Origin of the sequence: Paenibacillus sp. EZ-K15 (assembly GCF_002573715.1) — a bacterium.
GTDB lineage: Bacteria > Bacillota > Bacilli > Paenibacillales > Paenibacillaceae > Paenibacillus_AQ.
On the sequence record NZ_PDHM01000017.1, the window covers coordinates 545499 to 567965 of the forward strand.

Annotated in this window: 19 protein-coding genes and 1 pseudogene; 1 reads left to right on the forward strand and 19 read right to left on the reverse strand. The window is 51.3% G+C overall.

Going from position 1 to position 22467, the window contains the following annotated elements; genetic code table 11:
- Positions 1-178 precede the first annotated feature (178 nt).
- The 6 genes from CRG97_RS19095 to CRG97_RS19120 form a co-directional block, all read right to left on the reverse strand.
- A complete protein-coding gene (locus tag CRG97_RS19095) occupies positions 179-943 on the reverse strand; it encodes an SDR family NAD(P)-dependent oxidoreductase (RefSeq protein WP_098746278.1) in 765 nt (254 codons plus the stop codon).
- A gap of 176 nt (positions 944-1119) precedes the next feature.
- Entirely contained in the window at positions 1120-1914 is a 795-nt protein-coding gene (locus CRG97_RS19100; protein WP_481856214.1) for an SPL family radical SAM protein, read from the reverse strand.
- Between the two features lie 110 nt (positions 1915-2024).
- Complete coding sequence (locus CRG97_RS19105; RefSeq protein WP_098746280.1) at positions 2025-2738, reverse strand: 2OG-Fe(II) oxygenase; 714 nt, start codon at positions 2736-2738, stop codon at positions 2025-2027.
- Positions 2731-3279: a methylated-DNA--[protein]-cysteine S-methyltransferase gene (locus CRG97_RS19110; RefSeq protein ID WP_098746282.1), complete on the reverse strand. Its 549-nt coding sequence runs from the start codon at positions 3277-3279 to the stop codon at positions 2731-2733. Before CRG97_RS19110 ends, CRG97_RS19105 begins: the two co-directional genes overlap by 8 nt.
- Complete coding sequence (locus CRG97_RS19115; protein WP_098746284.1) at positions 3251-3862, reverse strand: bifunctional transcriptional activator/DNA repair enzyme AdaA; 612 nt, start codon at positions 3860-3862, stop codon at positions 3251-3253. Before CRG97_RS19115 ends, CRG97_RS19110 begins: the two co-directional genes overlap by 29 nt.
- Before the next feature lie 186 nt (positions 3863-4048).
- Positions 4049-5500 carry an RNA-guided endonuclease InsQ/TnpB family protein gene (locus tag CRG97_RS19120; RefSeq protein WP_098746286.1) on the reverse strand — a complete coding sequence of 484 codons (1452 nt, stop codon included), beginning with the start codon at positions 5498-5500 and terminating at the stop codon, positions 4049-4051.
- 240 nt (positions 5501-5740) lie between these two features.
- Between CRG97_RS19120 and CRG97_RS19125 the strand changes: the two genes are divergently transcribed.
- Positions 5741-6679, forward strand: a complete 939-nt coding sequence (locus tag CRG97_RS19125; RefSeq protein WP_098746706.1) for a DNA-3-methyladenine glycosylase family protein — start codon at positions 5741-5743, stop codon at positions 6677-6679.
- Between the two features lie 95 nt (positions 6680-6774).
- Here CRG97_RS19125 and CRG97_RS19130 read toward each other — a convergent pair whose 3' ends face one another.
- The 13 genes and pseudogenes from CRG97_RS19130 to CRG97_RS19185 all read right to left on the reverse strand — a co-directional run bounded on the left by CRG97_RS19130 (position 6775) and on the right by CRG97_RS19185 (position 22438).
- The gene (locus CRG97_RS19130) at positions 6775-7248 is read right to left on the reverse strand and encodes a DUF3574 domain-containing protein (RefSeq protein ID WP_071220445.1); all 474 of its coding nucleotides are present in this window, start codon (positions 7246-7248) and stop codon (positions 6775-6777) included.
- Positions 7249-7473: 225 nt separating this feature from the next.
- Positions 7474-8520, reverse strand: a complete 1047-nt coding sequence (locus CRG97_RS19135; RefSeq protein ID WP_098746288.1) for a P-loop NTPase family protein — start codon at positions 8518-8520, stop codon at positions 7474-7476.
- On the reverse strand, positions 8508-8822 hold the full coding sequence (locus tag CRG97_RS33780) for an alpha/beta fold hydrolase (RefSeq protein WP_237566489.1): 315 nt from the start codon (positions 8820-8822) through the stop codon (positions 8508-8510). Before CRG97_RS33780 ends, CRG97_RS19135 begins: the two co-directional genes overlap by 13 nt.
- 101 nt (positions 8823-8923) lie before the next feature.
- Positions 8924-9286, reverse strand: a complete 363-nt coding sequence (locus CRG97_RS33785; RefSeq protein ID WP_237566490.1) for an alpha/beta fold hydrolase — start codon at positions 9284-9286, stop codon at positions 8924-8926.
- 98 nt (positions 9287-9384) lie between these two features.
- A complete protein-coding gene (locus CRG97_RS19145) occupies positions 9385-10341 on the reverse strand; it encodes an acetamidase/formamidase family protein (RefSeq protein WP_202618967.1) in 957 nt (318 codons plus the stop codon).
- Positions 10342-10678: 337 nt separating this feature from the next.
- Positions 10679-11692: a LacI family DNA-binding transcriptional regulator gene (locus tag CRG97_RS19150; RefSeq protein ID WP_098746292.1), complete on the reverse strand. Its 1014-nt coding sequence runs from the start codon at positions 11690-11692 to the stop codon at positions 10679-10681.
- A gap of 97 nt (positions 11693-11789) precedes the next feature.
- Positions 11790-12872: a glycoside hydrolase family 172 protein gene (locus CRG97_RS19155; protein ID WP_098746293.1), complete on the reverse strand. Its 1083-nt coding sequence runs from the start codon at positions 12870-12872 to the stop codon at positions 11790-11792.
- Positions 12873-12886: 14 nt separating this feature from the next.
- Positions 12887-14905 (reverse strand): hypothetical protein, encoded by a 2019-nt coding sequence (locus tag CRG97_RS19160; protein WP_098746295.1) that lies wholly within the window; start codon positions 14903-14905, stop codon positions 12887-12889.
- 41 nt (positions 14906-14946) lie between these two features.
- Positions 14947-16896 (reverse strand): annotated as a pseudogene (locus CRG97_RS19165) (DUF4185 domain-containing protein).
- Between the two features lie 67 nt (positions 16897-16963).
- The gene (locus CRG97_RS19170; protein ID WP_098746297.1) at positions 16964-19183 is read right to left on the reverse strand and encodes a DUF6259 domain-containing protein; all 2220 of its coding nucleotides are present in this window, start codon (positions 19181-19183) and stop codon (positions 16964-16966) included.
- A 36-nt stretch (positions 19184-19219) separates the two neighbouring features.
- Positions 19220-20044, reverse strand: coding sequence for a carbohydrate ABC transporter permease (locus tag CRG97_RS19175; RefSeq protein ID WP_098746299.1), 825 nt, complete (start codon positions 20042-20044; stop codon positions 19220-19222).
- Between the two features lie 22 nt (positions 20045-20066).
- Positions 20067-20954 (reverse strand): carbohydrate ABC transporter permease, encoded by an 888-nt coding sequence (locus CRG97_RS19180; RefSeq protein ID WP_098746301.1) that lies wholly within the window; start codon positions 20952-20954, stop codon positions 20067-20069.
- Between the two features lie 83 nt (positions 20955-21037).
- Complete coding sequence (locus CRG97_RS19185) at positions 21038-22438, reverse strand: ABC transporter substrate-binding protein (protein ID WP_237566491.1); 1401 nt, start codon at positions 22436-22438, stop codon at positions 21038-21040.
- Positions 22439-22467: the final 29 nt, after the last annotated feature.

A 22467-nucleotide genomic window follows, 5' to 3' on the forward strand; every position in this document is an offset into this window, starting at 1 on the left:
ACATCTACGTACAAGCGTTCTTGTTTATTGTTTTAATCTTATGTTTTTAAATATGATTTTAATATAATTAGCAGTCCTTTCATATAACTCCATACCCATAAACTTCGCAAATCCCCACCACAATGAGAATCTACGAAGTTCATGAACACTGCTGACCTCACTCCATTTACCCGAACCTTTAGATCCCCACCATCACATTCCCGCCACACACTGGAATATACGCCCCGGTAATAAAAGACGACAAGTCCGAAGCCAGGAATGCCACGGCATTGGCAATCTCCTGGTCTGTTCCGCGGCGTTTCAATGGAACGGAGGCTTCATAGGAGGCGCTGTGCTCGGTTCCGTTCTCGCGATCGCGATCACTGATCGTCCAGCCCGGCGCAACTTGGTTGACGGTGATACCGTGCTCGCCGATCTCTTTGGCCAGCACGCGGTAGACACCGTCCATGCCGCGTTTTCCCGCAACGTAAGCCGATTGGCTCGGGAAGTTTTGGATCGAACATTCGGTGTTGATCCCGATGAAGCGGCCGCTTTGACGCTCGATCATCGCAGGAACAAAGGCTTTCGCCAGATAGACGCTTTGCATGACACAGGATTGGAACTGACTCTCGTAATCTTCCGGCGCTTGCTCCAAGACGGATGTCCATTGATAGGATTCGACGGCATTGGCAACGATAATATGAGGCAGCGTGCCGAAGTGTTCAAGCACCGCATCCCGCATGGCATTCACGGAAGCTTGATCCGTTACATCGGCTTGCACCGGGAAAGCCCGTCTTCCCATCGACTCCACTTCGCGCTGAAGCTCTTCTGCCTTGGCTTGGCTCCCCCGGTAATGGATAACCACATCCGCGCCGCATTCCGCCAAGGTTCTGACCATGACGCGGCCTAATTGGCCTGCGGCCCCCGTAATTAACGCAATTTTATCCGTCAAATCCATCTTCATTGTGCATTCGCTCCTCTGCCGTTTGACTGGTTATTTTCGCCTATCATACCATAATCATCTACCGCCAGACATGACAAAAAAGACCAGAAACGATCTTCCGGTCCTGGCCTAAACCTATCATAATGTATCTAATCCATGGATCACGCATCATCTTCTCAAATTTGCCAACCTAAACCTTAAGGTTCAAAACCCTTTTGGCTCACAAACAACTGCCCCTCCGGAAACTCCCTGCTAAATCGATCATAGACCACCTGATAAGCAGCTGGATCGTACCATTCCTGCTCCCCAAGCTCCTCGTACAGAGCTTGAACCGGCAGTCTTTTCGTACGTTTCCCGCCACTGCCATCCCCCATAAAATAATCGTCGATGCACACGCGATTCACGAGCGGCCGCAGGATCTGCGGGAAAGCCTCCGTGCTCGGAAGCACGGGCGCAATAGCTGCCTGAGCGGGAATTCCCGCGTCCCTCAGCAGCTCGAGGGTTTTCAGTCTCGCTTGGATCGGCGGGGCTGACGGCGTAAAATGGTTGCGCATCTCATCACGGTCCGTCTCGACCGTCATGCTTACCCGCACGCGTTCTCCTAACTGCTGCAGCAGATCAATATCCCGCCGGACCAACGGACTGCGCGTCTGTACGAGCAGAAAATCCGGCGGTTCGCTGACCATCACCTCAAGCAATGCGCGAGTCACTTCTTCCTTGGCCTCAATCGGCTGGTAAGGATCGGTGCTGGAAGACATGAAGATCGTGACGGGTCCCTTGGACTTGGCACGCTTCAGTTCTTTACGCAGGATGACAGCAGATTCGAGCTTAACGTCAACCCAGCTCCCCCATTCCTGATTGCGGAATATCGATACCGGCATTTGCCGGACATAGCAATAAGAACAAGCGAAGGTGCAGCCCGTATACGGATTCAATGTATGACTGTACCCATTCAGGAATCCCGTTCCTTTATTGAGCAGGGTCTTCGGCATTTTATAGAGCACTTCTTGTTTCACCTCGGACACCCCATTCCTACACTTTCTTCTATTATACTATTTCTCTCCTCACAACCCATAATGAATGAGTGAACACACGCGCCCCTCTACTTTGCATCATGAAAAATAATCCCGAGGCTGAATCGGGTCCCCGACTTAATCGTGCTGACACCATGCCGGAGCGTGGTCCGGTAATACCCCCGCGTTCCACGAACGGGACGATGGTTAGTCGGAAAGATTAACCCCGCACCTTGTTCCAACGTGATCACATGTCCCCGGCTCTGCGACCGCGGCCGCTGCTCGATGAGCAGAAACTCTCCTCCCGTGTAATCGACTTCCTTCTCATTCAGAACAAACACCACTTGAAACGGGAAAAATTCATCTCCGTACAAATCCTGATGCAAGCAATTATAGCCGCCCTCTTCATATTTCAAAATCAACGGCGTCGAACGCTTTTGCTCCTGAGCATGGCACATGCCAAGAAACTCATCCAAGCTCGCCGGATACCTCTCCTCATGTCCAAGCTGCGTCAACCAACGATTAGCCGTCAGCGCAAGCTCTGGATAGAGGCCTTCCCGAAGCTGCTGCAGCGATTCTGGCAGCGGAGCTTGATAATACTTGTACTCTCCGAGCCCAAACCGGTGCCTAGCCATATTGATCGTGCTTCGAAACCGTTCCTCTTCCGAATATGTGTTGATAATCTCTGTACACTCTTCAGATAGCAGCAGCTTTGGTAGGACAGCATATCCCTGTTCATCCAAAGCTCCTTGTATCCCTGCCCAATCCAGTCCTTCTATGCGTTGCGGCAATGAATTAGGCATAATTCATCTTCTCCCTCTTCCTGGCTCGCTCACCCTCAAGCTCCAGCAGTCGGGTCTTCATGGCAAGCCCCCCGCGATACCCTGTCAATGCGCCGCTTTTGCCAATTACCCGGTGACAAGGCACTGTTATCAGCAGCGGATTAGCCCCAATAGCCGCTCCTACAGCTCGAACAGCTGCCGGCTTTCCAATCTGGTTGGCGATGTCAGAATACGTATAAGTCTGCCCATACGGGATCTGGCATAGCGCATTCCATACCGCCATCTGAAAAACGGTCCCCTTGTAATCCAAGGCCAACTCAAACCGATCGCGTTTCCCCTGAAAATACTCCATCATCTCGGCGGCATACGGCTGCATAGCTTCATCATTCTGCACGAGTTCACTGCCAGGGAATTTCGCTTGTACCCAGTCCTCCAACTCTGTTAAAGGTTTATCCTGTGATCCGACGTAGCACAAGCCCTGCTCCGTGGCCGCGATGTATACGCTCCAATTATCATGGCGCAGTTGAGTCCAGTTAATGGTAATCGAATGATTGGATTTCATGATCGTGCACCTCCGCACTCGTATTTTTTAAATATTGCCCGCGATAGTTAAGGGGGGTCATCCCCGTTTTCTTCTTAAACAGCGTGATAAAATAAGCCGTATTCTCTATGCCCACCTTATGGCCGATATCCAAAATGGCCAAGCTGGAATTCGTCAGGTGCTCCTTGGCCTTGCCGATACGGTAATCCTGAATGTATTCCATCGGGGTCTGACCCTTGACACGCTTGAATGTCCGGTGCAGATGGTACGGACTGCCGTGGCTCACATCGGCCAATACATCAAGCGACAAATGATCCATGTAGTGAGTATCGATATACTCGGTGACGAGTTCAATCCATTCGTGGTCCGGCAGACGTTCTCCCGTAGGCTTGCACCTTTTGCATGGCCGGAAACGCTCAGCTTTCGCTTCATCCGCCGATTGAAACACGCGCACATTTTCAAACTTCGGGGGTCTGGATTTACAGGATGGCCTGCAGAAGATCTTTGTTGTCTGCACCGCATAGAAAAACTTGCCGTCACTATCCTTGTCGTTGTTGATAATGGCCTTCCACTGGGCTTCGGTCGGTTGTATTCGGTTTGCCACGTATCCTCACCTCCGCTAACATTATAACCACAAGATAATCCTGTTGTACGCTTTTTGGAATAGAAGAGCAAGATAACAAAATTATACGGTCTGCGTTTATGGTACAACTAGTATGAATACTCCCGCCACTCACCTACGCTAACGCTTCAGTTGAAGTGGGGATTTCTGATGGTTCATCCCTGCAAATCAAGAGATGCTTAACATCAGTGGAGTTGACACGTTGACGGACTGGGTACCGTCCAACCCCGCTATCCCATCGGAACATGCCTTTGGGAATACTTTGCGCAAGATATTCGCTGCACCGTTCACGTCGGCATGGATCAGGCTGGTTCGGCTTTGATATAGCCCGCGATGTACTCGCTTGCCAGAGAATGATCGTATCCCCACTTCTTCGTACTTGGGCAGCGGATCGCGATCAAGGAAGCTTGCTTGGGATGTATACGCTTCTTCGGTAAGGATGACTTCAATCCCCAAGGCTTCTGCCTTGTAGCGAATCATCGAGACGAGCATCTGATGCGGAATGTGACAAAACGATTGATTGTTTCGCCGGCCTAGCTCGGACTGGTTCTTCCATCCCTGATTGTATCCGATGACGATGGCTCCAATCTGTTCTTCCTTGGCAAGCTTCACAATATTGTAGCTCGTCTTGTGGAACATGTCCTTGATTCTTTGGTGACGCTTTAGATGCAGTTGCTCCAGACGCTTGGAGGTATGCGAACCTTCCTTTGGCTGCTTCCCTTTCCGGAGAATCCCGGTATAATGTGCCTTGAGCTTGTTGTAATACTGATTGATCGCCTTAAGCGGCTTGCCCTTTACACAAACGGGTTTGTGACCTGTATTGGTGACGATGGTTGCAAGTCGGTTAATACCCAGATCAATCGCTAGCATATTCTCTTTCTTGACATCAGCCTCTTCTGTGGAGCAAGCAAAAACCAGTTCGATAACGTACTTGCTGTATCTGGGAACGATGCGCACCTGCTTTAATTGTCCGTCGGTATAGCCGAGCTTTCCGATGTTAAGCCGATGTTTCGTCTTGGGGAGTTTGAGGTACTTGTGGTTTTTGATCTCGCAGTCTTGATTCGTGAGGATGACTTCTCGGGTCTTCGTGCGGGTGTAGCCAGGAATGCGCGGTCTGCCAGTGTATTTGTTAGGATGTGCGCGGTAATCTTTCAGGCTCGAATAGAACGACTGCCAAGTAGAGAACACAAGCTTCATCACCCACTGACTGCTCTGTGTCGGTAGTGCTCTGTAGTCTGCTTGATCTATCACCTTGAACAAACAATCGAGGAAAAGGAAATCAATATAAGGTGATTCCCTAGTTGGCATTCCGAACAAGTTACATCGAGAACCCTTGCGCTGATGCGGTGGTTTTTGAAGCTGTTTCTGTAATCTTGACTGATGAGCCTGAAGCTGGCACTCGTTCATCGGGCCAATATTCGTCTGCAGTGTATCCATGACTTGTTGTTGCAAAGGCTCAACAGGCTTGTCCTGCCTGAGCGCAGTGTATACCTGCCGGATATAAAAGTTCGTTATGTTATACAAATTCTTCGCGTCCTGGCACATCTGTTCTGCATATGAAAACAATCGATGACCGGGTTTGATCCAGATTTGATACGTTCTGAATACAGATTCTGACACACATTCACCCCTCCTAGAATACAAACGTATGTTCCGTCCTATTGTACCACATGGGTATGTCTAATGAGAGGGATTTACAAGAATTATACAGATATCGGAGATTCACCGATTCACCCCCTTAGCGTCGCGTCGCTTGAAGAGGGTGTCCTCTCGGTGCAAATTGATAGAAGAGTTCAGGTGCGAAAGGAAACGATGAAGATGCAGGAGCGAAACCAGAACCATGACGATAAGCCCTATACTATGGAGAACCATCTCCCCCGGGACAGCTGGGAAGATCATGCCGAAGCCATAAGGCTGTTCGTACCGAAGGAGTTCAGTTTTACGGAGAACCTCAATTATTTGCAAAGATCGCCGAACGAATGTCTTTTTCATATCCGGAATGACAGCATCTACCGGGCTATCCCGCTTGATGGTGACATCGCTGTGATTGAAGTCAGTGCGGAGCCTCAAGAACAGGCGATCCTTGTTCGGTTTTTGGGGAATACCGCCCCATCCGAGCCCTGCAAGCGGGCGGAAATAGCAGGTTATGTCCGAGACTGGTTTGATCTGAATACTGATCTCGTACCGTTCTATACGATGGCGGAAGCAGATCCATTGCTCAGTCAAGCCGTTCAATCCTTCTACGGGCTTCGCAACATGGGCATTCCCGATCTGTTTGAAGCTTTGTGCTGGGGCATTCTGGGGCAGCAGATTAATCTGGCCTATGCCTATACGTTAAAAAGACGTTTCGTTGAAGCCTTCGGCCACCGCGTGGAGTGTGAAGGAGAGGTTTATTGGATCTTCCCAAGACCTGAAGACATTGCACCACTGCGTGTTGAAGATCTGGACGGACTTCGTATGACCGTGAAAAAAGGCGAGTATCTCATCGGAGTCGCTCAGCTCATGGTAGAAGGGAAACTGACGAAGGAGCAGCTGCTTGAAGCAGGCAGCTTGAAACAAGCGGAGAAACAACTGGTCAGCATCCGCGGGATCGGACCGTGGACGGCAAATTATGTGTTGATGCGCTGTTTGCGAGTGCCGGCGGCTTTTCCTATCGATGATGTGGGTCTGCACAATGCCATCAAACATCTGCTAGGCTTGGAGGCGAAACCGACGAAGAAGGACATCCAGGAGCTGTCGGCAGCATGGGCGAACTGGGAATCCTACGCCACCTTTTATCTGTGGAGGTTTCTCTATTAAAGTCCAAATATAATAAAGAGGACGTCTCCCTCTTCTGCCATCGCTGACAGCAGGGAGACCTCCCCTATTTAGCACACCGTTGATCCGAGAATCAACTATTCGATGAAGTACAGTTTACCGTCAACCTCGAGCGAAATGGCGGATTGCGACAAATCGTCCTTAAGCTTCTTCGCATAGTCCACCACTTGATTAAGCGAGTCCTTATCCAGCTTCTCGGCAAACGCGTACACGATCGTTACTTTTTCCTTGATGAGTGTTTTGTTATTGTCCACCCATGCCCCTTCACCCGGAATCGCCGTTGCCCCGCCAAACCAGCCGGACAGCTTTGTCAGTGTTTGGTCAACAAACTTCTGATGAGCTGCATCCGTAATCGGAATGTCCCCCTTCACCGTTGAAGGCACATAAATCTTAACGACATGATCCAAGTGGAACTGATCGTTCAGAGCACTCTGTGTAATGGCGGTTGCCGTCGGATTGCCCTCTGCACTAAAAGACTGCTGAACCGGTACTACGATAAGTGTTAACAATAATGCCGCTGCAAATGCGATAAGCCAACCTTTTCTCTTCATGTCCATTTCTCCTTTATGTATGGTCTCGTGTCCCGTACAAGTATGGCATTTCAGTTGTCCAGTGCAACCTTCCTGCCATCCGCACGATACAAACTAGCACATATTATATACTGGCCTTTGCTTATCAGCTATGGGACATACGGATTATATTATGCGGAATCATGTAAAAAAGCCGATATTCCCGATAAACAAACTACGAGAATTCGACTTTTGATGATTACAGCGCTATTTTATCGATCCGATCCAGGATAAACTCTCCACCGATCGATGATCCATGCTGCCATTCAAAATAGCTTGAACATCATGCAGCATATCCTGCAAATGTACCCGCTCGCCTGGTAACCCGCTATAAGCCTCGGCAACGTAAAAAGGCTGCGTAAGATAAGCCTCGAGCCGTGCTCCACGCTCATAAACCTCCGTCTCGGATACCGGAATGGCCTGCAATCCTCGCACTTGAACCAGTGAACGCAGCTCGCGATAACGGCGCAGCAGCTTCTGGGCCCGCTGTTGGACCGATAAGTGAGCCTGATCCAGGTGAACGCCTTCCGATACGGAAGATGTAGAATATAACGGATTCACGGCAGGAAACATATGTCTTGCCGCCAGATCGGCATCGAAATACCACAGCGTCTCCAGCGGACCGTAAGGCATGTCTTCATCGACAACCGCACCTTTAAGGTCCACAAGAAAAGTCGTGACCTGCCTCAAACCCTCTTGTTGGAGACGTTCCTGGAGGTCGTAGATTTTGCCGGTCAAGACATGCTCCCGGTCCGCTGCAAACACAATCTCTTTATCGGGATTTGCATTCGTCACAATGGAATAGGTTTCTCCTATAGAATTGGCAACCCGTTCTACATCATTCAGCATATCCTGCAGCTCGGGATATTCGCCTTCCGGCTTCAGCAGAATCGTCATATACCCTTCCTGCTTGAAGTGATGAAACAATTCACCGAGCAGCACCAATTGGCCCATTCCGGGACGGGCGACCAGCCCGACGGTACCGCCTTTGGCCAGAGGAGCAAATAGATCAAGGGGCTTAATGCCCGTTTCGATCATCTCCACGCTTTCCCCGCGCAGGATCAGTTCATCCAAACTGCATTTTGCCAGAGATGCCAATGCGGCAATGGTGCGGACTTCCGCCCGACCAACGGGAATTTTTCCTGTGCATAGGTTGGAGACCGTGGCCGGCCGTAATCCCACGGATTTGGCTGCGCTGGTCAGGTTCGGAACTCTTTGTCGTAAAAGTGATACATTCAGCTTCAGATTGTCCAAGTGCGTACACCCTTTTTAGTGATAGATTGATGGTTCTTACTAATCTCTTTCAGAAAAGAGTCTGCGGTGCGGACAAACACATCCACATCCGGTTCAAAAATATTATGATCATGCTCCTCGAACGCCATGATGCTTGCCTGAGGCAGCGACACCTTATATTGTTCCACTGCTTCTAATGATAACCCGGGATGTGGTTTTACGCCACGGATAATAAGGACTGGGCAAGTCAATCGGGTTAGGTCGTTCCACAATTCTACCTTAGCCGATTCCTGTTGCAGTGCCTGTAAAGCCGATGTTTTCATACGGTCGGACAGCTTCTTTCCTCTCCAAGGAGGTAGCGAAGCGAAGAATTCCACCCATCCCGCTGGCAGCTGGGTATGAACCGCGGGATAGTCTCCGATGATCAGACTTGAATGCGTTCCGGATTCTGAACGGCGTAGCCTAACTGATAGGACACCCCTCGGGAGTATCCCATGAGTACGAATTGCTCAAGTTCAAGATGACAAATAGCCGCATCAATGTCGCTGATATGGTCTTCGAGTGTATATCCCGAAGCAGGCGAATCACTTCGGCCCCGGCCACGAAGCGTGATAACAACGATATGTCTGGGCGTCAGCTTTTCCATAATGGCGATGTAATCCTCAGCCGACTCGGACAATCCCGGGATGATGACCAGTGAGGTTTGTTCATTCCTAAGCTTCCGATGTACCTCCGCCACATGAATATATACCCCTTGGTTATTGACCATCGTCTCGTACAACTGCATACATTAGACCTCCTTAAAAATGGATATTTATTTATGAAGTTAGATCAAAGCGTTATCTCCCTTTTTCATCCGTCTGTGCCATCCCCCTTCACTTCCTTTCACCTCAACGCCCCAAAAGGTAAAAATGCGTGCACGCCCTTAAGGATGTTCACGATCTGGGTTACCCGCAGATCCACCGTTAAGGTGGCGTAGGCGTACGCCTCCGTTCTTGAAATAGAGTAAAGCTCGGTCATGAGATCAAGCATCCCGCTTAAGGCCATCCACATGGCTTCGTCCAGGTCCTCGTGGAACCCCATCGTAAGCCACCCGGTACTCGTCTTGGCTCTGGGCATCGTTATGGGCATGTCGTCTCGGACATGAAAGGTTAGGCTAACCTTCTCCATCGGACATTCCAGGGCAGGTCCGCTAACTTCGCCGTCGCCCTGCGCCGCATGTCCGTCCCCTGTTGAGAATAGTCCGCCATCCACCGGGATTGGCAGGAACAACGTGCTTCCAGCCGTTAACTCTTTGCAATCGAGATTGCCTCCATATGGGCGCGGCACAAATGTCGTATGCTGACCTTTTTCTTTCGGCGGCATGCCCATAACCCCCATAAACGGTTTCAGACCGATGCCGTACTTGAAATCTCCGAACTGACTTCTGCCTGTCATTGTCCTGGCATCCAATTCAAAATCCAGTGTCACTTCCTCGGTGTCGGCCATGCCCAGCTTCTCGTTCCAATAACTCGGAAAACCTCCGGCAGAGGTCCATCCCCACGATCCGGGAATAACTTCGTTGATCTGAATCTCCAATGTAAGCCCGGGTTTAGCCCCTTGAATATGGACGGGACCCAATAACGCATGCCCGAACTGCTTCTCCTGCCGCTCCGGCTTGCGCTCCGTAAACTTCGTTCTCGCCGCGCCTGGGGCAGCGCGCTTCTCCAGCCCCCAACCCGCATCTAAGGTTTGATACACGACAGTATCCCCAGATTGAATATATAGGGCGGGCTCCAGTTCCCTGCTGAAAAATCCATGAAGCGTATGAATATCCGGTTGTAGCCTATGAACCTGTGACATCCATCTTTCTCCCTTCACAGCCATAATCAGAGTAGCCATTCCATGTCTCATATTTACTCTGTTACTTTATAAGGTATTTTAAATTACTCTTAGAGTCAATAATTAATTACTTCAAAACGTAAAAATAATTACTCTTAATACATTCTGTTGCTCAATTCCGGTTTTGTACCAAAGTAGGTCATTGCAACACAAAAAACCGTCCGCTGCGCAGCTTCACTGCGAGGGACGGTTCATCACCATGCTCAGTTAAATTTCATATCAGCTAACGATCGAGCGTTCATGGGAATTATGCCCGTTACTATGCGCACGGCCATTCTCAATGCACTCTATTCTTTCTTCAAATCCTTACACTGGAATCCCGCACAACCATCTGCGGCATTAATTTCACGGCCCGCTCTTCCCTCGGAATTCCCAAGATGCGATCCATCAGGATTTGTGCTGCCTTGCGGCCGATTTCCTCCTGCTGTAAAGCAACGGACGTCAGCTTGGGATATACGCGGGATGCAAGGTCCAGATTATCCATGCCTACAACGGCAACGTCATGGGGAATGCGCAGACCGGCTTCCTCGCAGGCCTTCATAACCCCGATTGCCATCAAATCGTTCGCGGCGACAATGCCCTCCGGATGGTCGGTCCCTTGAAGCCACGCTTTCGCCATCGCATAACCGCCGCTTTCCGTATAATCGGATTCGGCGATAAAACGCGGCAGCAAGGGGTGCCCCGCTTGCAGCATGGCATCCCGATACCCGCAGAACCGCTCATGGCCAGTCTGCTCGCTCAGATTGCCACCGATATAGGCGATGCTTCGCAGACCTTGACGGATCAGATGCTCCGTGCTTTGCTTGATCCCATCATACGTGTCCACATACACATAATCGAAGCGGTCATTCCCTTCCGGCGAGACATATTTATTCGTGAGCACGACCGGCGCCTGCAGCGCATTGATGGCCCCGATATTCTCTTCACCGAAATGAAAGGAGACCATGATCATGCCGTCGGCCACATTTTCCCGGAGAGTCTGAATCGCCTTCATCTCCTCCTGGAGCCTGTGCTTGGTGTAAAACAGAATCATCAAGTAATCATGCTCTTCCAGCACCTGATTAATTCCGTTGATCATATCGAAATAAAAAGGGTTGCATATATCGGGCACGGCAAAAATAATTTTGTTGGTTTGTCTCATTTTCAGCATCTTTGCTGCTTGATCGGGCGCATAGTTCATTTCTTTGGCAGCCGCCAGAATTTTGCTCTTCGTCTTGGGACTACAGTAACCTCTTCCCGACAAGGCTCTGGACACCGTGGAAGGGGATACGCCTACCCGTTCAGCAATCGTATAAATCGTATGTTTGTCCATCCTATCCTCCATTAACAACCATGGAAACGCCATGTGCTCCCGCAAAAGGCTCCATGGATTCACACTATCACCTTACCGGCAGGTAAGCAATACTCCTTTATATAACCTCCCGCTCATCATTATCCGGAAGCTCTGGGAATGGCGCATGGGGCTCGGCCTGATACCAGAACGCCGTCGATGCAATATCGCTCTGCTGCGGAAGATACCTTCCTTCGGACCTCCAGCCGAGATCCTGAATGGTCACTCGAAGATCGCTTTGAAAGCGGATTGGATCCATGACATGCCATCGATACATGCCAAAACGCTGCTGACTTCGATACAATCCGTCCGGTTTCAGCACTTGGTGCATCCCCAGATAAGGCGTCGAGTAGGTTCGATAGGTACCCATTGGCTGCTCCCAATTCCAGGCTCCGCCAAAATAATCTTCCGTTCCCGTACCGCATAGGGTCGGATAATCCTGATCCCCGTCCATATAGAACTTGATCTCCCCTTCGCCCCACCAGCCGTTATTATTCACCTGCCAGGCGAGGTAAGTCCCTACATAGTGCCCGTGTCCCTTCACCCCATCCAGAATGGTGTAAACCTCTTTATAAGGAACGGGATTCGTTCTCCGCCACTGCGCGTGAAAATAAGCCTCATCTTCCGGGACGTCCGTCAGCGTATAGTCAATTTGGTAGTAAAGGACTGCCTTTTCCGGCGCACGGTTCTCCATCGTCAATCGGGCATGCTTGCGGAAGGGCATCTGCCAGTAGCTGTTCATGCCGCCGGCTGGATTCACGGCAACCGGTATCGAATTGACATCGCTGCGCTCGCCCCACCCGTTACAGAACAAATCACCGACGGGTACTTCAACCGAAGGGTCTTTCTCATCATCCCAATACATGCGGATAATCAGATTGCGCCACAGTGTCGGATGACAGGTTAGCCAGATATGCTGAATCGCTCCGGGACCCTGAATGTCACCCATCGCAAAGGTTTCTCCTGGTAAAATTTCCACGGATGGAGAGACCTTCCAGCCCACACCAAGATCCCTAGATGCCGCTGCACCCGTGCCATCGGTGGCCATGCCGCCCTTTCCTTTTTCACCGGTGAAATTCTCCGCACTGATGGATCTCGTCTGCGCATTGGACAGCCGGGATAAATTTCCGAGGTGCATGTTGAGCCCATTAAAGTTCATCATCTGTTATCGCTCCTTTAGTATGTGATATCGTATCCGTACCGCTCTTTCAACGTTTGACCCAGATGGTCCTTTATCCGCAGGTAAGCTTCAGCGGCCGCACCGTTCCCCCAATCGAAGATGGTGAATGTCCCCATGCCTCGTCCCTCCTCGTCCACAACACCATCATGACCGTAATTCTCCATCATGAAGCCGTAATCCTTCTCATTAAAGAAAGGATACGCCTGCTCCCACTGCTGTTTTGTTTTTTCATTTTCGGGACAATACATCATGACGAACGAGGCCTGCAAAGCGGCCATCCCGCGTTCAATATATTCGGGCTGGTCTAATTCCACGCCATATTGTAGAATCAACTCGGCAAACAGGCTCTGCCGTGCATCATTCCACTCCCCGTCGCAGTTCATGACACCGAATCCGCCCAGTACATCAACATACAGATTAGGCGGCTGCCAGGAAGCCTGCGTCATCAGCATTTCATCCAGCACACGTTGACCAAGGTTCATGTATCGCATGTCGCCGGTTGTCTTATACATCTGGTATAACGCTTCCGCTGTCCAGAACATGGAGAAATTGCACTGCTTGAACATGTTATTCCTTGCCACCTTGTGGCCGGGAAGCTCTTCACGGCCATAACCGCAGCAGGACCAATACGTCTCGAAATCCTCCCACCTGCCGGTCGGCACGATCTCCTTCATAACAACCTTCAGCGCCCGCTCTGCTGCTTCCATGTATTTAGAATCCGGGCAAAGCTCATGCAGCTTCAGTAAAAAAGTGACGGAGAGCGACGTTTCCGGGGATTCCCGAAGGATATCCAGCGGCGCGAAGGTATCTTGATCCAGCCAGGCCGGAAAATAACCTTTCGCGTCCTGGAGCGCCACAAGCGCATCCGCATAGCACACGGCATATTTCAACAGCCTTGGATCTGGCTCGAGTTCATCATGCCAGCGAAGCATGAGCAGCGCCGTCCAGCTCATATCCAGCACGTGATAAGGTGCTTTCGCGATCGCCCCCCAAGGATCGGCAGGGTTGCGATTGGAATTTCCCCAGAAGGCAAACTCCCAGCCCTCAGACCTGTTAACTTCCTGTCCATCCACCACCATCTTCTTCAACTCGGTTGCAATGACGGCGGGGAAGAACCCCTCACGCTGCGGAGCCGTGAGAGCAAGCTCTTTCATGAGTAGAGCCTTACGAACCAGTTCAGAATCGCCCTGTTCAATACCATAACGATAGATGCCTTGCGCCGAGCGAAGGGAGCTGAACCAGGCCTGATTCCAGATCGATCGGTTCTCCCGTTCGTTCGGCACGCCCGGATAATTCGGGCTTTGACTCACATCGGCAATGAATACCGGAGCCCCTATGTTCCGTCCATCCCATTCAAATTCCTGCCATACCGTGTCTTTCCAATGACGAAAAGCCCAGTCATAGGCATGCCTTACATAGCGGTCAAGACGGACTTCCCTACGGATGCCTTGAGAGAATTGGGCATTGCCCCATCTGTCCCATAGAAACTGCAGCACCAGCCGCCAGGGGTTCAATCCGCCCTGATCATTTTCCACCAATTTCAGATAGAAGCCGATGCGTATCGTTCCGGAAGGATATGAAGCCCCCTTCACCTTCTCAAACAGCACATGTTCGCTCACCCTTGTTCGGCTCATTCCCAAGACAAGCAGGTTATTAGGGGCATCCAAGTCCATGTACCAACGAGCGTCCGCAACCTTCGTGATCAGATCCAGATCCGGTATCAGCATAATTGTTCTGGTGTCGTCATGAACGATGAGCGCGGGCGAACGAAAGCAGTGCTGGTCCATCACATGCCGGGAAGTCGGCGTTAAATGGGGTGCCCAGTGAAAATGAGGCAGGAATGCCGGCTCCAAACACATCTGCCAGTCATCCTGTTGAATCGCCTGCTCCAGCTCAAATGTCAGCACGCAATGGATCGTCTCTTCATCCAGTTGATTGAGACTTACCTCTGGTGCCATTTGCCCGATATTGTCGTAAACCCAACGCTTCACATAAGTGTCCGGTAATCGTTTCATAAGTGCCTCCCTTCTCCTCTATCCGACCATTTTGCTTATCGTCAATGCTTAACCACGTTGAAATCGTCCGCCTGAATCCACGTAGCTGACGTTGCCCACATCCCGGCGTAGATTTCAAGACTGTGATGAATGCCCGAGTTGAAGCGAACCGTCTTCAAGGTATAACCGGGAATATGCTGAAATATCGTTTCGTTCAGCACCGGACCTCCGCCAAGCTCCCTGACGCCGAAATATCCGTCGTTGTTGTTGTCTGAGGTACGGATCCATGCCGATAATGTGTATTCGGTATCCGGCTCGACAAAAATCTCCTGTTTGATTGCATTCCAGCCGCTGCCGGCCCTTGCATACGCGTTGTTCGCCCCGGTGCGCGCAAATCCGAGATTGCGGTCTACACCGGCAGTTCCGTTCGAATACCAAGGCGACGTTAGGCTTGAAGAGGTTTGCGATTCAAATCCGGCATGACCCACCAGATTCGAATCCCTCACCAGCGACACATCGTCCAGCTGAAGCCAGGTGTCCCCGTCAGCCCACATCCCCGCGTACAATTCCACGACAGAACGGTTCCCGGAATTAAAGGTCACGGTCTGTTCCGTGTAATCACTTAATTGGGCAAAGACGGTTTCCTTAATGACGGCACCATCGACAGGCTCCCTTACCCCGAAGTAGCCTTTCGTATTGTTGCTGGATGTACGAACCCAGCCTTTCAAGGTGTAATTGGTGTACGGCTGTACTGCCACCCGCTGCTTGATCGCGTTCCAGCCGCTGCCGTTGCGCACATAGCCATTATCCTCACCGGTTCGGGCATTTCCGAGCTTACGGTCCACGCCGCCCTCGCCCGTAACATACCATGGGGCCATGACCGGCGTTTTTCTCTGCGTTTCGAAGCCCGGGTCTGAGATGATATTCTCGCCGAGCATGTCAGGGGTCAGCGTTGCCTTCATCAAATGGGTATTGTAATCCGGGTACCAGGTGGACATGATAAAATACAGCTCAGGCCCGTTATTGGACAGCGGATGCATATACGCATTGTACTGACCAAGGCCCGTGAAATCTCCAGGCACCAGAATTTTCTCTCCACTCCATGGGCCGATCGGCGTTGCCGCATCCCGCATGACGATCGCCTGCCGATCTTCGTTAAGATAGGTCATGATGTAACGTTTGAAGTGGGTGTTGTAAGCTACGGACATCTCGCTTGCCACACCGATCGCCACTGGCCGGGCTGCAGACTGGGCGGCCGACCAGCCGTTCCCGTCCCAATAACGATAATCCCCGATATTTAGCAGCCCATTCTCCGGTACCCGTGCAAGATATACGTCCCCGAAGCGGCCATTCGGCGTAGCATACATATAGACGAATCCGCTGTCCTTAAGGAATGCTGCCATTTGAAAAGGATTGTTCCAGGTTGACGTGTTGTTATACCAGCGGGCGGACGGACTCTTTGTCTAGTTCTGTCCGTTGTCATCCGAGTAAGCGATGCCGGAGTAATTCGTATACCATCGGCCGGCTGGTCCCCAGTGGTTGACGGACATATAATGGATATAATGCCTGTTGCCGACGGATACGCCTGCCGTCGGGATGACCGTCATTTCATCATTGTTGATTTTTTTGGAGGGAAGAATTTCCTTGGCGTGGCGGGGCTTGCTCTGAATCATTGTGGAGAACGCAAGACCATCCTCCAGATTCGTATCCGATGAGATGGCCAGCAAATTGCTTCGGTTCCAGTTGCCTGCCGTATCGTTGGTATCGCCGAAAGCAATGAAATATTCGCCGCCGCCCTTATCCCACACGATGCCCAAATCCGTCCCGCCGACATTGTAGTTAATGTGGGTTTGATTCGGATTCGGCATGGTCTCTCCGGCAGGCGTTGCACCTGTTACCCGAGATATCATCTTCGTGCCTTCCGGCGTAAGCGCTTCGGCGCTGCCAGCCCAAACGGAAGCGAATGTCAGGGACAAGGCGAGAACGCTTGTCGTCATCTTCCTCATAAACATTACGGACACTCTCCTTCATATCACCGGCTTCAGCAGCCGAACGTTATATATGTTCTCGAATTAAAGGCTAAGTCAATTCCAGCATCACGATGCTTCGGGCTGGAAGCGAAAGCAAACGCCGAGCATCTTGCTGCGGATCGCAATCAACGGCTTGCTCTCCCATAAGCGTGAACAGCCGCCCGCTCACTTCCGTTTTCCCGAAGTCTTCTAGGTGAAGTTCAATATGGATCGTTTGCTCCTCTTCCGTCACATTCGCAAAGAATAAACCGACATGCCCCTGGGCGTTTTGCCATGCCGCGTGTATGACAGAGTCGGTCAAAAGTTCCCCCTCATTGTTATACTCGGGTGTTTCCTTACCATGGTTATAATGAAACCATTTCATCGAAGTCTGAGTGCTGTCGAAGGAGAGCGGCCGAAGCATGGTCCCATACGACCAATACGCCTTTGCTGCCCCGGTCCGAAGCCTCGCATACAGGGCCAAGTAATCTGCCTTGTTCGTCGAGAAGACATACCCGCGCGGATCAAACGGATAGTAATGCTCCTCCGCCGTATTTTCGATTCCGTCCAGCGTCTCCATCGGGCTGTATTCGTAATTCAATTCGTACAAACCGCCCCAAAGATACGTGCGTGCCACCGTAAAATAGTACAGTTCCCCGATTTCTTCCGTCAGCTTGCCCCATCCGTCCAATCTCAGCGCGCCGTACTCATGATATACGTAAGTGAACATCGGGATCAGGCGGGCATCGCCTGACTTAAGCAACTCCCGGATCGGCCAGCCTTCAAGCGGCGCTGCAGGCTGCCCTCCAGCCCGGGCTTGATAGTAGTCGATCAGATCGAGCATCGTCTCATTGATCATCTCGGTGCCCATGGGGATATAACGTCCCGCAATTTCGCACATGGCCGCCTTCGTATCCGCATAGTTCCGCCGGTAGGCCTCCTCAATGATGCTGCCGGCTCCAACCGGATGACCATGGCTTTCGTCCATGCAGATCTTCAGAATGTTGTTGGCGGAGATGTCATAGTAAATTGCATCGATATCATCACTCTGCTGCAGCGCTGCATCCCGTTTCACATGAAAATCATGGGTATACGTATGTGCTGGACAGAGAAACGGGAAGCGGTAGGCATCCACGCTCTTTTTCAGTTTGGGAAATTTCTGCTCGGCTTCCCTGCCAAGCGCACCGTCGGCTCCGTCAAAATGATACAGGTAATCGAACTCGAAAGGAGCAAAGCGATGGCCCAGCCTGCGAATCAGAGCGATGTTCTCCGGGTTGAAGCGGGTCGGGAACCAATCGTCATATCCCCCCGGCACGCCGCTGCCGAACGTCTGCGGCCGATGCGTCCAATCTGGGCCAAGGATGTGAAACATCGGCGTTCCGATGCTTTCATGATATTGCTGAATCCAGGCCGTGCGGTCCGATCCCGCATTAATCCCAAAGGTCGCTGCCCCCATATCCTCATGCAGCCATTGACTGCCCTCCTTCGCCGCCCTGCCCGAAAGCATGCCGCGTGAACACCATCTCTGCCGTACGGCCCAGCTCTTGTATCGGTCGGCAGCTTCGTACCACCCGCTTCCTGACAGCAGCGACACCTGCACCGGGTAATGAGGCTGTATCCCTTTGCCGGGTCCCATATCACTGCAGCCATGGATCACGGAGGCTTCCAGCATGCCATTCCTGTTCTTGAAGAAATTCAGCCATTTCGGATGGCCTTCGCCGTCCTGAGCCGCAAAATATAGCCCACCCCTGTCCTTGCCGTAATAGGCAAAGAACTGCATCGTCGCCCCTGAGAAGCTTTCCGGGTACGGCATGAAGCGAAAACCGATCCCGTCGATTTCAAAAACCTTCAGCGGGTTGTTGACCTCAAACCCGGTAGCGAAGGGATGGGCAAAATAATCCTTCCCGCCATGCTCCGTAATTGTGGTCAAGTTCGGGATAACCGGATATTCCAAGCTAAGCAATCTGGTTTCCGAGTTGTTATCAACCCCGCATCGGAATTCAATACCATCCCCCTCCGCCGCGAGTGTCACGAACGAGTTTACGATCATGCCTTCCTGCGTGTGCCAGCTTAGTCGAACTTGATCCGGCCCGGATCCCGTACTTTCCCTGCTCCATTCAAATTTCTGAAAGGAACTGCTAAATCCCTCGTCTGTCTCAAGGCGAAACGGATCCGCAATATCTGAATCCGCGATATAATCGATCCCTCTTAAGGTATCGCGAACGACTTGGATCGTTCCGTTAGTCTCGCTGATCTCAAGCCGGATAAGTCTGTTCTCAAGAATAATCATGCTCCACCTCCACCTCCACCTTTATGGCTCAGAACGTTATTTCAATCCGGAGATTTTGATTCCTGAAATGATATGCTTCTGGAAGAAGAGAAACAGGATAATGGTCGGCAGACAGGAAAGCGCCGATCCGGCCATCAGCATGCCCATTTCCGTTGCACGCTCGGAACGGAAAGTGTATAAATACTGCATAATTTGAAACAGCTCCGGGTTAGTAATCGTCATCGTTGGCCATATAAAGGAATTCCAATAGGCCAAATAGGAGCCGATGCCCACAATGACAAAGACCGGGAACGACATTGGAATGAAAATATGCGAAAAGATCTTGATCCTGCCGGCTCCGTCAATCAGAGCCGCCTCTTCCAGAGCGATCGGAATATTCAGGTAGAACTGACGGATGAAGAACATATGTCCCGCAGAAGCAATACCGGGCAATACGAGTACCGCCAGCGTATCGAGCATGCCCATCTCATTCACCACGATAAAGGAGGTCAGCAGGATAGCCATGCCGGGAATGAACATGGTGATGATGACATAGACCCACAGAAACGTCTTAAACCGGAATTCCAGCCTGGCGAATACGTAAGCCGCAGTCGCGTTTACGGCCAAGCTCAGCACAGCAAATAGGACGGCGCCCCCAAAAGTGACCAGCATCGAATGGATAAAGGTCGAGTCGCTCAAAATGTCCGTGTAATTCTGAACCATCCACTTCTTGGGGAAGAATCGGAACGGAGTAGCAAGCACCTCCGCCTTGTCTTTGAACCCGGCAATGATAACCCACAGCAGCGGGAACAGAGCCATGATCGTCACCAGTCCGGTCAAGAGTGTCATCAATGTTTTTTGAACTCCGTTGAAATTTTTCATAAATGTTATCCTCCTGCCTTCCCTAACCGTCGATCGCTTTTTCCGAATTCAATACTCTGAAGATGATCGCCGAGATGCTGCCCAGAACCACAAACAACAGCAGCGATGCCGCGATGGAATTGCCGACCATGACGTCGTTGCGGAAATGGTTCAAGATGTACAGGTTCGGCGTTGTGGTCTCGCTAAGCGGTCCGCCGCCCGTCATCACAAGGGACAGCTCGAACTGTGAGATTTGCGCCGTAAATCCGGTTACAAGTAAATACAGGATCACGTTGCGCATGAGCGGAATCGTGATGTACCACATGCGGACAAAGGTGCCCGCTCCCTCCAATTCCGCGGCCTCATAGTAGCTTTTGGGGATATCGTGGAGACCTGCCAGCATGATCAGCGTTGTAAGACCAAACCCCAGCCATACGGCAGGAGCAGCGATGCTCGGCAGCGCCGTAGCTACATCGGCAAGCCAGGCTTTCGGCTCATATCCGAACAGTCCGATGATGTAATTGGCCAAGCCGCCGGCATAATCGAAGATAAAAACGAAGATGACCGATGCCACGATCCCGGAAATGATGGTGGGGATGTACACCGAGGTCTTCACAACGCTTGCGAAGCCGGAGCCTAGGTTCTTAATGATGTTGGCGAACAGAAAGGATAGAATCAGCATCGTCGGGACGACTATAAGGGCAAACTTGAGTCCTACCCAGATGGACTGGAGAAAGAGGTCATCGGTCAGCACCATATAGAAATTCTGTAAGCCAACAAAAGTGGAATCCTGGTAGAAGCTCCAATTATAGAAGCTCACGCGCAATGCATAGAAGAAAGGTATGATGACAAAGATGGTCAGCAGGATGACAATGGGCGCTAGAAGCATATAAGCCACTCCGTTGTCCTGCCGGTAATTTTTCTTTAACATGTAGGGTCACCACCATGGCCTAAGGATGAGGCAGCCATCCGAAATCGCGTATCTGACGACGATCCCGGATGGCCGCCAAAGCGCTAATTTTTCGGATTTGTGCCGGCAAGCTTGTTTTTGGTAATAAAATCGTTAATATCTTTTTCCGCTTTCTCCAGCGCCTTATCCACCGACGTTCCTTTCATGGCGGACTCGATGGATGTGGCGAGCGCGAAGCTGATGTCCCATGGATAGATCGGTTCGGCTTGGGAGTACGGAATGATCTGTTCAGAGACCAGCGCGCGCCATTCATCCTTGGATGCATCCGGATCGGATTTCATCGCTTCGTCCACCGATTTGCGCGGGGAAAACTTGGAGAATTGGGATGTCTTGAAAAAGTCGATCATGATGTTCGGATCACCTGCCAAGAGATAAGAGATGAAATCGGCCGATTCCTGCGGATGCTTGGATTTGCCATCTACCGCCAGCGACCAGCCGCCGAGCGTTGCCGTCGGTTTCGTCAATTCGCCGTCCATAGATGCCATTGGCGCGATCCCCACTTTACCCACCATATCTTTATAGGTGTTGCGAAGCTGCCCGATGGCCCAGGAACCGCAAATCTGGATGGCAATCTTGCCCTCGCCAAAAGGCTTGATATCCGCATATCCGGCCAGAGCCTGCTTTGGCATGACGCCAGACTGATAAGCTTTCTGGTAAAAATCCAGAACCGCCTTGTATCCCTCATTGTTCACGTCCGCTTTGGACCAGTCCTCCGTAACCGCAAGATGTCCTACCGCATTATACTGCAGCCCCCAGCTCGACCAGCCCAGATCCGGAGCGGTTTGCGCGATCGATAATCCGAACACGCCCTTCTTGGTCAGCTTCTGGGCCGTCTCCAGAAGTTCAGCCCACGTCGTCGGCGGCTGATTCGGGTCAAGCCCGGCTTCCTGGAACATATCCTTCCGATAGAACATCACGGCAGACGGTTCTACCAGCTTCGGATAAGCGTAATACTGACCGTTGACGGATACAAAACCCTTCATGTTGTCATACAAATCATCGAATGCCGCAGAATCCATCAAATCGTTCAGCGCCATGAGCTGACCCGTCTTCGCCGCATTGGCCACATTGCCGTAGTTGATCGTTCGGATATCCGGCGCTTTCCCCGCGGCTTGCGCTGCCTTCATCTTCTGATCCCAAGCGTCAGCCGGAACGATCGTCAGCTTCACTTCGACCTCGCTTTGCGATTTGTTGAACTCGCCGACCCATTTTTTGAACCAGGCATCGGTGGTATCCTCGAATTTTTGCGCCCAGAAGTCGATGACAACCTTGTCGCCGGTGCTGCCGCCGTTGTTTGCGCTTTCATTACCCGGGGGATTGCTTAAGTCTCCTCCGCCCGGACCACCGGATCTCCCGCCACAGCCCGTAACGAGCAGCGCCAGAACCAGAATTGCGGAGAACAGAACATGCCAAGATTTGAAGCTGATGGTTGTTTTCTGCATCATGAACCCTCCTTATAATGGATCACACTATT

What these genes read in the sequence shown, in the direction of transcription:
- CRG97_RS19170 (WP_098746297.1), bottom strand. Translation starts at nt 19,183, where the DNA reads ATGATTATTCTTGAGAACAGACTTATCCGGCTTGAGATCAGCGAGACT.
- CRG97_RS19160 (WP_098746295.1), bottom strand. Translation starts at nt 14,905, where the DNA reads ATGAAACGATTACCGGACACTTATGTGAAGCGTTGGGTTTACGACAAT.
- CRG97_RS19145 (WP_202618967.1), bottom strand. Translation starts at nt 10,341, where the DNA reads ATGTCACAGGTTCATAGGCTACAACCGGATATTCATACGCTTCATGGA.
- CRG97_RS19150 (WP_098746292.1), bottom strand. Translation starts at nt 11,692, where the DNA reads ATGGACAAACATACGATTTATACGATTGCTGAACGGGTAGGCGTATCC.
- CRG97_RS19100 (WP_481856214.1), bottom strand. Translation starts at nt 1,914, where the DNA reads ATGCCGAAGACCCTGCTCAATAAAGGAACGGGATTCCTGAATGGGTAC.
- CRG97_RS19125 (WP_098746706.1), top strand. Translation starts at nt 5,741, where the DNA reads ATGGAGAACCATCTCCCCCGGGACAGCTGGGAAGATCATGCCGAAGCC.
- CRG97_RS19095 (WP_098746278.1), bottom strand. Translation starts at nt 943, where the DNA reads ATGAAGATGGATTTGACGGATAAAATTGCGTTAATTACGGGGGCCGCA.
- CRG97_RS33780 (WP_237566489.1), bottom strand. Translation starts at nt 8,822, where the DNA reads ATGAAAACATCGGCTTTACAGGCACTGCAACAGGAATCGGCTAAGGTA.
- CRG97_RS19175 (WP_098746299.1), bottom strand. Translation starts at nt 20,044, where the DNA reads ATGAAAAATTTCAACGGAGTTCAAAAAACATTGATGACACTCTTGACC.
- CRG97_RS19110 (WP_098746282.1), bottom strand. Translation starts at nt 3,279, where the DNA reads ATGAAATCCAATCATTCGATTACCATTAACTGGACTCAACTGCGCCAT.
- CRG97_RS19130 (WP_071220445.1), bottom strand. Translation starts at nt 7,248, where the DNA reads ATGAAGAGAAAAGGTTGGCTTATCGCATTTGCAGCGGCATTATTGTTA.
- CRG97_RS33785 (WP_237566490.1), bottom strand. Translation starts at nt 9,286, where the DNA reads ATGCAGTTGTACGAGACGATGGTCAATAACCAAGGGGTATATATTCAT.
- CRG97_RS19105 (WP_098746280.1), bottom strand. Translation starts at nt 2,738, where the DNA reads ATGCCTAATTCATTGCCGCAACGCATAGAAGGACTGGATTGGGCAGGG.
- CRG97_RS19180 (WP_098746301.1), bottom strand. Translation starts at nt 20,954, where the DNA reads ATGTTAAAGAAAAATTACCGGCAGGACAACGGAGTGGCTTATATGCTT.
- CRG97_RS19185 (WP_237566491.1), bottom strand. Translation starts at nt 22,438, where the DNA reads ATGATGCAGAAAACAACCATCAGCTTCAAATCTTGGCATGTTCTGTTC.
- CRG97_RS19155 (WP_098746293.1), bottom strand. Translation starts at nt 12,872, where the DNA reads ATGATGAACTTTAATGGGCTCAACATGCACCTCGGAAATTTATCCCGG.